This is a genomic window from Clostridium sp. K13 (genome assembly GCF_019734195.1).
Taxonomy (GTDB): Bacteria; Bacillota; Clostridia; order Clostridiales; family Clostridiaceae; genus Clostridium.
Genome location: NZ_JAASHM010000041.1, coordinates 19415 through 28268 on the forward strand (window position 1 = coordinate 19415; position 8854 = coordinate 28268).

Consider the following 8854-nt stretch of genomic DNA (forward strand, 5'->3'; position numbering starts at 1 on the left):
TTATAGCATATAACTATTCACATACATCTATAAATTTGAACTTTTTCACATTAAATAGGCCTTTATCTGTAATTTTAATATCAGGTATTACAGGTAATGATAAAAATGATAATGATAAAAATGGATTAAATGTAATATCAGGAGCTATAATTTTTAAAGTATCATGTAATTTATTTAAGTCAGAAATAACATCATTAAATTTTCTAGAGGTTATTATTCCACCTATTTCTAAGGAGATAGACGCTAATACAACTCCATCCTTAACAATAATTATTCCACCATTAATATTTTTTAATTCTTCAATTGCAAATAGCATATCATTATCATTAGTACCACAAACAATTAAGTTATGAGAATCATGGGCTATAGTTGTTGCAATAGCTCCAGTTTTAATATTTAGTCCTTTTAAAACTCCAAGTCCAACATTGCCAGTATTTTTATGACGTTCTATAACAGCAATTTTTAATAAATTATCACTTGTTGTATCGCTAACAAATTCTTCGTTAAGGTTTAATTTATTTATATCAAGTCTTAAATGGTTACTTTCTAATTTGTTTGGTATTAACTCTATAACATTTAATATTGATTTATTTTTTATATCTATTTTAAGGTGATCTTTTGTAAGTTTAGGTAATTTAATAGAATTAGATAAAGACTTAATTGATGTAGAAATATTAGAATTGCTTACATCATCTACAAGTGTATTATTAGATACTACTAATTTACCATTTTTATATACAGAGTTAATTTTAAATTCTTCAAGATTATCAAGAATAATAAAATCTGCAATATATGAAGGAGCTATAGCACCTTTATTATTTAATTTATAACATTCAGCAGCATTTAAGGTTGCTATTTGAATTGCAAGTTCAGGAGCAAGTCCATTTTCTATGCACATTTTAATAGAAGTATCTATACTACCGTTTTTAGCTAAATCATCAATATGCTTATCATCAGTACATAAACAAAGACGTCTACTATTAAATATTGAAGCACCTTTAATTAAATCATTTAAATTTTTTGCAACTGTTCCTTCTCTCATTAATACATATATTCCACGACGAACTCTGTCAACTAAATCAGTATAGGTTGTACATTCATGATCAGTTTTAATATTGGCTGTTGAATATACATTAACCTTATGCTCTGTTAATCCAGCACCATGTCCATCTATTATACAATTATTTGATATTGCATCATAAAGTTTATTTATCATATCATCATTGCAGTTTGCAACAGAAGGATAGTCCATAACTTCAGCAAGACCTAATACATTTGAGTTTGAGTAGAATGGTTTTAAATCATTACTATTTAGTATTGCACCTGAATTTTCAAATGATGTAGATGGAACGCAAGAAGGAAGCATAAAATAAAAATCAAAAGGAAGATTTTTAGAAGAATTTATCATAAATTCAATTCCTGCTTGTCCCATAACATTTGCTATTTCATGTGGATCTGCAATCAATGATGTAACACCATGTAATAATGCAGTTTTGTAATACTCATTTGGAGTAAGCATAGATGATTCTATATGAGCATGAGAATCAATTAAACCTGGACAGATAAACTTACCGGTACCATCAATTTCTATTGTTCCAGAATATTCACCAAGACCAACGATGAATCCATTTTTTACAGCTACATCGCATATAAAAGAATTGCATTGAAATACATCAACTACAGAAATGTTTTTAACAACTAAATCGCAAGAAATATTTTTATTAGCTGCTTTAATATTATCAATAAGAATCTCTTTATTCATTTAATTAATCCACCTTTACAAATAATAATACAATTAACCTTCGTGGATTTTTTTCTTCATAGTTATATCATTTACGGTGATATAGTAGAGACGCTCAAACCATATTTTCAAGCTTATACGAAAGTTATTTTTATCATTATATGATTATTAGTTTTTAGTGTCAAAGAGAATTTGTGGAAATTAAAAATCTACAAAGATTAATATTAATAATAAATATTCTAAAATTGTAAAAAATATGATTTAATATGTATGTAAGGAGGGGGAGGCTATGCCAATAAAAATTCCAAGAGATTTACCTGCATTTAAGGTTTTATCTGATGAAAATATATTTGTAATGAATAATGAAAGAGCAGTGAAACAAGATATAAGACCATTGAAAATTGCAATATTAAATTTAATGCCTAAAAAAATTCAAACTGAAAATCAATTACTTAGGTATTTATCTAATACACCGCTTCAAGTGGAAATAAAACTGTTACAAACTGAGAGTTATAGATCCACACATACATCTTTTGAACATATGGAAAGGTTTTATAGCTTTTTTAATGATATAAAGGAAGAAAGATTTGATGGATTAGTAATTACAGGGGCACCAGTTGAGCAGTTAGAATTTGAAGATGTTATGTATTGGAATGAGTTAAAGGAAATAATGGAGTGGAGTAAGAGTAATGTATTTTCTACTTTGCATATTTGTTGGGGAGCTCAAGCTGGATTAAATTATCATTATGGAATTCCTAAATATCAATTAGATAAAAAAATGTTTGGTGTATTTAAGCATTATATAAATGATACAACGGCTGATCTTACCAGAGGTCTAGATGATGTGTTTTATGCTCCACATTCTAGACATACTGAAGTAAGAAGAGAAGATATAGAAAAGGTTTCTGAACTTGATATTTTATCAGAATCTGAAGAGGCTGGAATATTTATAGTAGCTAATAAAAATAGAAGGCAAATTTTTGTTAGTGGCCATTTAGAATATGAAAGAAACACTTTAAGTGATGAGTATTTTAGGGATGTTAATAAAGGGTTAGAAATAGAAATGCCTAAAAATTATTTTCCTAATAATGATTCAAGTAGAGAGCCTATGGTTACATGGAGAGGAAGTGCTAATGTAGTTTTTAGTAATTGGCTAAATTATTGTGTATATCAAAATACTCCGTATGACTTAAAAAGATTATAATATTAAAATAGAAATAAATATCAATAAAAAGTCAAGGGTTAGCCTTTGACTTTTAAATTTTATTAATTAAGATATTAAATAAATAATTTTCAAAGTAATTATTAAAATTTAAAAGCACATATTAATATAAATTTCAAGTCGTGTTTTTTTAGTTTTTATGTAGTATAATGAAAAAAGTTGCTAAGGTTTATGAATAAAAAAGCAGAAAAGGATAATATAGGAAATTGTATAAAATCTAAAGATATTTAAAGTGCTTGTAAGAAAAATACAGTAAATCCTTAAAAATGAGAGAAACAATATATTGTGTTTAAATTAAAAAGGTAGTACAATATGTTGTGTATTTAAGAGGATAGTATTAATACAAGCACTATTTTTTTTATGCGAATTATCAGAAAATTTAATTGCATGATATAAATTAAATTAAGCATTATTTTAAAGAAAAATAGTAAAAAAACATAAATTTTAAAGATTATTTAATATAATTACCTTCGATGTATTATGAAAATAAATATCGATTAGTGTATAATTAGCCTTTAAATTAATGTCTTATTTAATTGATAGTGAGTATTTAAAATATACTGAAGTTTAGGGAGTGGTATTATTGAAAGTTATTAAAAGGGATGGAAGTACAGTAGAATTTGATAAGAGTAAGATAAGGGAAGCGATTACTAAGTCAATGAAGAATGGAAGCGGAATATTATTGCCAGATATAGCAAGATTAATAGCTAATGATGCAGAAAAATATTTTAGCAAACAAGATGACATTGCAACTATCTATAAAATTGAAAGCTACGTATATGATAGATTAGTTCATTACGGACAAGCTGAAACGGCAAGAGCATACGAAGGTTATAGAGCTGTACAAGAGTTTAAGAGAAATACTAACACTACAGATGATAGTATATTAGAATTACTAAGTAAAAAAAATGAAGATGTAATGAAGGAAAATTCAAATAAAAATCCTGTTGTATCTGCAACTCAAAGAGACTTAATTGCAGGGGAAGTATCTAAGGATATTGCAAGAAGAAAACTTATTCCAGCTCACATAGTTCAAGCACATGATGAAGGGGCAATTCATTGGCATGACATGGATTATACTATATCACCAATGTTTAACTGTTGTTTGATAAACTTAGAAGATATGTTTGTTAATGGAACTGTTATAAATGAAAAATTAGTTGAAGAACCAAAGAGCTTTGGAACAGCTTGTACAGTAGCTACACAAATTATAGCTCAAGTTTCATCTAACCAATATGGTGGTCAAAGTATTACTATTAAGCATTTAGCTAAGTATCTTAAAGTAACTGAAGAAAAAGCATTTAAACACTATATGGAAATGCTTAATGATGAAGAACTTGCTACTAAGTTAGCTAAAGATATGAAGATGAAGGAACTTAAAGATGGAGTTCAAACTATAAGATATCAATTATCTACATTACAAACCACAAATGGACAGGCACCTTTTTCTACAATTTACCTGGAAATAGAAGAGGGTCATCCCTATGAAGAAGAGATGGCTATGATTTGTGAGGAAATGATAAGACAAAGACTTGAAGGAATGAAAAATTACAAGGGTCAAGAAATTGGAGAAGCATTCCCAAAGTTAGTTTATGTTTTAGATGAACATAATTGTCTTGAAGGTGGCAGATATGATTATATAACTAAGCTTGCAGCTAAATGTACAGCTAAGAGATTAGTTCCAGATTATCAAAGTGCTAAGATAATGAGAGAAAATTATGAAGGGAATACTTTCCCACCAATGGGTTATAGTAATTAGGTGTAAGACTACGGCTCATGTAAAACCTTGTGAACCCAAGCAAACGGGGTGTCAGTATAATGCTGGCTAACGATGAAACCTAAGTCAGTAATGATAAGGTAATATCGTGCGAAGTTCTGTAATAAAAGTCTTACTATATTTAAGAAAGGTAAATATAGAAGATTATGAAAAGAAATTTTTAAATTTATGTTGATAATTATGGAAATATAATAGAACGCTTTAAAAATAGATCAGAGTATTATAGGGAAATGACTAAAAAGTATAACGTAGGAAAATCATTTTTAGAACTATGGCTTAAAAATAATAATATATACGTTAATATAAAGAATTTAGAAAGATTTAAGCCATTAGAAAATAAGAGAGCGCTTTATTATGACTAGTTTATTATAGAAAACGTGTAGAGACTATCGAAACCACATTAGATAAATGTAAGGGAGTAGAGTACATTGGAGATTAGCACCAATGGAAGTGCAAGGCGTGATGAAGGTCTGGTGAACTGGAGCGAAGAGATAGTCCAAACCAATAGAAATATTGGAGATAAATGTGTAGATCACACTTAAGTCCATGGAAAGATGGAGAAGGAAATTATAAGTGGTATGGAAGATTTAACCAAGGAGTGGTTAGTCTTAATTTACCACAAATTGCCATAATAGCGGATGGAGATATGGAAATGTTCTGGGAGATGCTAGATCAAAGATTAGAACTTTGTAAAAATGCATTACTAACTAGACATAAAATGTTACTAGGAGTAACTTCAGATTCAAGTCCAATACATTGGCAACATGGTGCTATAGCAAGACTTGAAAAAGGTGAAAAGATAGATAAGTTGTTAAAAGATGGATATTCTACTCTTTCACTTGGATATGTTGGCATAGCAGAAATGGTTCAAGCAATGTTAGGAGAAAGTCACACATCTAAAGATGGAGAAAAATTTGCTGTAGAAGTTATGAATCATATGAAAGATAAATGTGATGAATGGAAGAAAGAAACTGGATTAGGATTCGGTTTATATGGTACTCCAGCTGAATCACTTATATATAGATTCTGTAGAATAGATAAAGCAAGATTTGGAGAAATACCAAATGTAACTGATAGATTATATTATACAAATTCATATCATGTTCATGTTTGTGAAGAAATTGATGCATTTAGCAAGCTAAAATTTGAATCACAATTCCATAGCATAAGTAGTGGTGGTTGTATTTCTTATATAGAAGTACCAGATATGAATAAAAATGTTGAAGCTGTTGAAGATATAATTAACTTTATTTATCATAATATTCAATACGCTGAAATAAATACTAAATCAGATCTTTGTTATAAATGTGGATTTAATGGAGAAATGAAATTAGATAAAGAAAGCTTAACTTGGCACTGTCCATCATGTGGAAATGATGATGAATCAGAATTACAAGTTATGCGTAGAACGTGCGGATATATAGGTTCTAGTTATTGGAATAAGGGAAGAACAGCAGAAATTGGAGACAGAGTTCTTCATTTATAAAATGCTTTAAGAAGTTAAGAGAAATCTTAACTTCTTAATTTTAAATGAGGTGTTTAAAATGAATTATGCACAAATTAGAAAATTAGATGTTACAAACGGACCAGGAGTGCGTACAACACTTTTTGTAAGTGGATGTACTCATAATTGTGAAGGCTGTTTTAATAAAGAACAACAAGATTTTAATTATGGAAATGAATTCACTAAAGAAACAGAAGATGAATTCATAGAGTGTACTAAGGCTCGTCAAATAAAAGGTGTAAATATATTAGGTGGAGAGCCTATGCAACAGATAATGGACAACACCTTATTAAATCTTCTAAAAAGAATAAAAGCAGAAACTAATAAGCCTATATGGCTATGGTCTGGATATAAATATGAAGAAATTATAGAGAATCCTAAAAGGTTAGAACTATTAAAAGAAATAGATGTTTTAATAGATGGCAAGTTTGAAAATGATAAAAGAGATATAATGCTTAAATATAGAGGATCAGTTAATCAAAGAGTTATAGATGTCCAAAAAACATTAGAACAAGGAAATATAGTTGAAATATTATAATATGAAATTAATTGATAAAATCAGCCATAATAAATAGTAATGAATAAAGTACTATTTATTATGGCTGATTTTATTTGAGTTTTATATATCTTTAGGATATAAGAACTTCTGAACTTAAATTTATTATAGATATAATCATCTACAAAAATATAAAAAAGTGATAAAATGGAATGTGAAAAAATGGAAGAAGGAGGTTTGAAGATGAAGAGATTAAAAAAATATATATTAATTTTAATTATGAGTTTAATTACTATATTTATGTTAATAGGATGTGATAATGTAAAAATAAGTAGTAGTACAGATATTAACATAGATGGTACTACTAGTACAACTTTAAGATTATATTATGATGATAATATTAATAAATTAGTAGAAAATAATTTATTATCTTATGTAATTGAAGAAGTTAATAAAACATCGCAAGATAATATGGAATTTGGAGAAATAACAAAATCAAAAGATGGAGAGTTAAATGTTGAAGAAGTTATAGTAACAACTACTAATAAAGTTAAAATAAATAATTTATCAGCAATGAGTAATGAGTATGTAAATGTTGAAACTAATAAAGATAAGGCATTGTTTTTAGATACTTATAAAATAACAATTAGTTTTAAAAAGAATTTAGTAAATGAAATTAGTAATGCTATTAATAGTAATATTAACAGCTATATAGGTACTAGTTTAGCATCCTTAATTGGTAAAAATGTAGCAAATATTGTTGGAGAAATACCAATTGATTTAGTAATAACTATGCCGGTGGAAATAATAGAAAGTAATGCTCCTGAAATAATTAATAAAAAAACTATTGATTATTCATATACAATAAGTGAATTAAATCAAAATAACAATATTATGTTAAGTTTTAAAGTTCCCAATGTTATTAATATAAGTATAGCAGTAATTTTGGCAATAATATTAATAATAGTAGCAATAGTATATTTTAAAAATAGAAAAAAGATGTAAGTAAAGTGAAGTGAAGTTACTAATAATTAAGTAATAAAACCTATAAATACTCTATGGAAATAATCTCTAGTTTGTTATAAACTATTTATGGATATTTTTAGACATAATTGGGGGATTAAATATGGAGAAGCAAGAAGTTAAGAAAGTTAAAGAGTATGGGATAATAATTATAGGAGCATTATTATTTTGCTTTGGAATAAATACATTTATATCACCTTTAGGGTTATATAATGGTGGAGTGGTAGGTATATCTCAAATAATAAGAACTATTGTTGTTGAGTATATTCCAGTACTTAAAAACTTTGAAATAGCAGGTGTAATTAATTTTATTATAAATATACCATTATTACTTATAGCTTATAAAAGTATATCTAAGAAGTTTTTTATAAGAACTGTAGTAAGTGTAATTGCTCAAACTATATTCTTTACTGTAATTAAAATTCCTACATTACCAATAATAGATGACCAACTTGCAGCATGTCTTATTGGAGGAATAATAACAGGAGCAGGAATAGGGATAACATTAAAAGCTGGAGGATCTGGCGGAGGAATAGATATATTAGGGGTATATTTTACTCAAAAATATAAGAACTTTAGTGTAGGAAAGTTAGGAATAATAATAAATGCTATAATCTATGGAATTTGTGCAATTTTATTTGAATTACCTACTGCAATATATTCAGTTATTTATACAACTTTCTTCTCATTAATAGTAGATAAAATTCATTATCAAAATATAAATACTACTGCTATGATTTTTACTAAGAAGAAAAATATTGAGCTTGGAATAATGAGTGAGATGGCAAGAGGTGTAACTTGCTGGAAGGGTGAAGGTGCCTATACTGGCGAAGAAACTAAAATATTAGTAACTGTAATTTCTAAATATGAAATAAATCAATTAAAGAGAATAGTTTTAGAAAAAGATCCTAAAGCATTTATTATATTTAATGAAGGATTAAATGTTACAGGAAACTTTGAAAAAAGACTTTAAAGAATTATAAGGGAATGTACCAAAATTCCATTTTCATATTTGAAATAAACTGCGAACTAAAGCTTAAGTCTACAATTTAAGCAGAATCCCCCTAAAGTTAACGACTTGTAATACAAAT

General features: G+C 27.4%; 7 protein-coding genes, 1 pseudogene and 1 riboswitch. Of the genes and pseudogenes, 7 read left to right on the forward strand and 1 reads right to left on the reverse strand.

The features are described 5' to 3' along the window. Window positions 1-13: 13 nt before the first annotated feature. Window positions 14-1762, reverse strand: coding sequence for an adenine deaminase (ade, locus tag HCG76_RS16260; protein WP_221700561.1), 1749 nt, complete (start codon window positions 1760-1762; stop codon window positions 14-16). 39 nt (window positions 1763-1801) lie between these two features. Beyond that, a riboswitch (purine riboswitch) is annotated at window positions 1802-1903 on the reverse strand. A 127-nt stretch (window positions 1904-2030) separates the two neighbouring features. On the opposite strand from ade, the gene metA reads away from it, so the two are divergent. From metA to HCG76_RS16290, 7 genes and pseudogenes are all read left to right on the forward strand, one after another. Beyond that, on the forward strand, window positions 2031-2945 hold the full coding sequence (gene metA, locus HCG76_RS16265; RefSeq protein ID WP_221700560.1) for a homoserine O-acetyltransferase MetA: 915 nt from the start codon (window positions 2031-2033) through the stop codon (window positions 2943-2945). 601 nt (window positions 2946-3546) lie between these two features. Then, on the forward strand, window positions 3547-4722 hold the full coding sequence (gene nrdD / locus HCG76_RS16270) for an anaerobic ribonucleoside-triphosphate reductase (RefSeq protein ID WP_370778560.1): 1176 nt from the start codon (window positions 3547-3549) through the stop codon (window positions 4720-4722). A gap of 248 nt (window positions 4723-4970) precedes the next feature. Next, the gene (locus HCG76_RS19225) at window positions 4971-5102 is read left to right on the forward strand and encodes a hypothetical protein (protein ID WP_260458115.1); all 132 of its coding nucleotides are present in this window, start codon (window positions 4971-4973) and stop codon (window positions 5100-5102) included. A gap of 164 nt (window positions 5103-5266) precedes the next feature. Further along, a pseudogene (gene nrdD, locus HCG76_RS16275) lies at window positions 5267-6226 on the forward strand (anaerobic ribonucleoside-triphosphate reductase); the annotation flags it as partial. Between the two features lie 58 nt (window positions 6227-6284). Next, window positions 6285-6782, forward strand: coding sequence for an anaerobic ribonucleoside-triphosphate reductase activating protein (gene nrdG, locus HCG76_RS16280; protein WP_221700559.1), 498 nt, complete (start codon window positions 6285-6287; stop codon window positions 6780-6782). Between the two features lie 201 nt (window positions 6783-6983). Beyond that, complete coding sequence (locus HCG76_RS16285) at window positions 6984-7745, forward strand: hypothetical protein (RefSeq protein WP_221700558.1); 762 nt, start codon at window positions 6984-6986, stop codon at window positions 7743-7745. A gap of 121 nt (window positions 7746-7866) precedes the next feature. Next, window positions 7867-8736 carry a YitT family protein gene (locus HCG76_RS16290; RefSeq protein ID WP_221700557.1) on the forward strand — a complete coding sequence of 290 codons (870 nt, stop codon included), beginning with the start codon at window positions 7867-7869 and terminating at the stop codon, window positions 8734-8736. Window positions 8737-8854: the final 118 nt, after the last annotated feature.

What these genes read in the sequence shown, in the direction of transcription:
- ade (WP_221700561.1), bottom strand. Translation starts at nt 1,762, where the DNA reads ATGAATAAAGAGATTCTTATTGATAATATTAAAGCAGCTAATAAAAAT.
- metA (WP_221700560.1), top strand. Translation starts at nt 2,031, where the DNA reads ATGCCAATAAAAATTCCAAGAGATTTACCTGCATTTAAGGTTTTATCT.
- HCG76_RS19225 (WP_260458115.1), top strand. Translation starts at nt 4,971, where the DNA reads ATGACTAAAAAGTATAACGTAGGAAAATCATTTTTAGAACTATGGCTT.
- nrdG (WP_221700559.1), top strand. Translation starts at nt 6,285, where the DNA reads ATGAATTATGCACAAATTAGAAAATTAGATGTTACAAACGGACCAGGA.
- HCG76_RS16285 (WP_221700558.1), top strand. Translation starts at nt 6,984, where the DNA reads ATGAAGAGATTAAAAAAATATATATTAATTTTAATTATGAGTTTAATT.
- HCG76_RS16290 (WP_221700557.1), top strand. Translation starts at nt 7,867, where the DNA reads ATGGAGAAGCAAGAAGTTAAGAAAGTTAAAGAGTATGGGATAATAATT.